The sequence below is a fragment of the Chryseobacterium phosphatilyticum genome (assembly GCF_002899825.2).
In the GTDB taxonomy this organism is placed as follows: Bacteria; Bacteroidota; Bacteroidia; order Flavobacteriales; family Weeksellaceae; genus Chryseobacterium; species Chryseobacterium phosphatilyticum.
The window spans coordinates 1-1,000 of the sequence record NZ_PPED02000022.1; the positions used below are offsets into that span (position 1 = coordinate 1).

2 protein-coding genes are annotated in these 1,000 nt (G+C 63.0%); one reads left to right on the forward strand and one right to left on the reverse strand.

Annotated elements, in window-relative coordinates:
* Window positions 1-558, reverse strand: a 558-nt coding sequence (locus C1631_RS25230) for a DUF4158 domain-containing protein (protein WP_133248966.1), incomplete at its 3' end; no start/stop codon positions are given.
* A gap of 65 nt (window positions 559-623) precedes the next feature.
* Between C1631_RS25230 and C1631_RS25235 the strand changes: the two genes are divergently transcribed.
* The coding region (locus tag C1631_RS25235) for a recombinase family protein (RefSeq protein WP_228441473.1) at window positions 624-1,000 on the forward strand (377 nt) is incomplete at its 3' end.

A 1,000-nucleotide genomic window follows, 5' to 3' on the forward strand; every position in this document is an offset into this window, starting at 1 on the left:
GGCGTAGGCAGCCTGCTTGCGGGCACGCGCGCGTCCCGCACTACTGGCGCGTTCGATGGTGGAGATGGACGGCAGTAGAATCCGGGCCTCGCGAAGGGCGGTGACAACGCCGATCGCTATCGTCATCCCCTTGTCGGTCGCCCATGCCGTTTTCGCGGCCGCTTCGATCATGAAGGGAATGTCGGCGCGGGTTGGTCCACGAAGGCCCGCTCGCATCGCCAGCTCGCGGGCATGGTCCGTCATCGTCTGATCCCGCGCTGCATAGTTGGCCAGGTCGGTTACGTGTAGACCAAGTTGTTCCGCGACGAAGGCGGCGAGATCATGGGGTATCGCTCCCTTGTCCTGTATCAACTGCGCCAGTGTGATGCCCGGGTGCCGCAAGAGCGCGAGTTGCAGCGCGACACCCAACTGGTTCCGTCGCTCCCGTCGTGCGCCGATGATCTCGATGTCCGAAGGCTCGAAGGTGTAGAGCCGGGCTAGATGGTCGCGCTCGCTCGGGACGGCGAGGATCTGATCGCGTTCGCTCTCGGTCAGGAGTTGATGCTTACGCTTCGTCATTCCGATTCCCGTCCACAAAAGGTCAGCTGGGCCTATGGACAGCCATGAGTAAAGAGACATAGTATGTGGACGGATATGGATGGGGCGAAGCGATCGCCCTTCAGATCGTCCACAGAACGACCGTTTGGGAGACGCACGGGATGGGCGATATTCTGGGTTATGCCCGCGTCAGCACCGGCGATCAGGACGTGGCTGGACAGACCATGCGTCTGGAGGAGGCCGGCGCGATCAAGGTGTTCACCGACGTCATGTCGGGCAAGAGCATGGAGCGGCCCGGTCTGGCCGAACTGATCGCCTATGCCCGCAAGGGCGACACGCTGGCGGTGGTCCGCCTCGATCGGCTTGGGCGCTCGCTCGCCGAATTGCTCACCACGGTCGAGACGCTACGCGGCCAGGGCATCGCGCTCCTGAGTCTTGAGGAAAAGATCGACACATCGTCGGC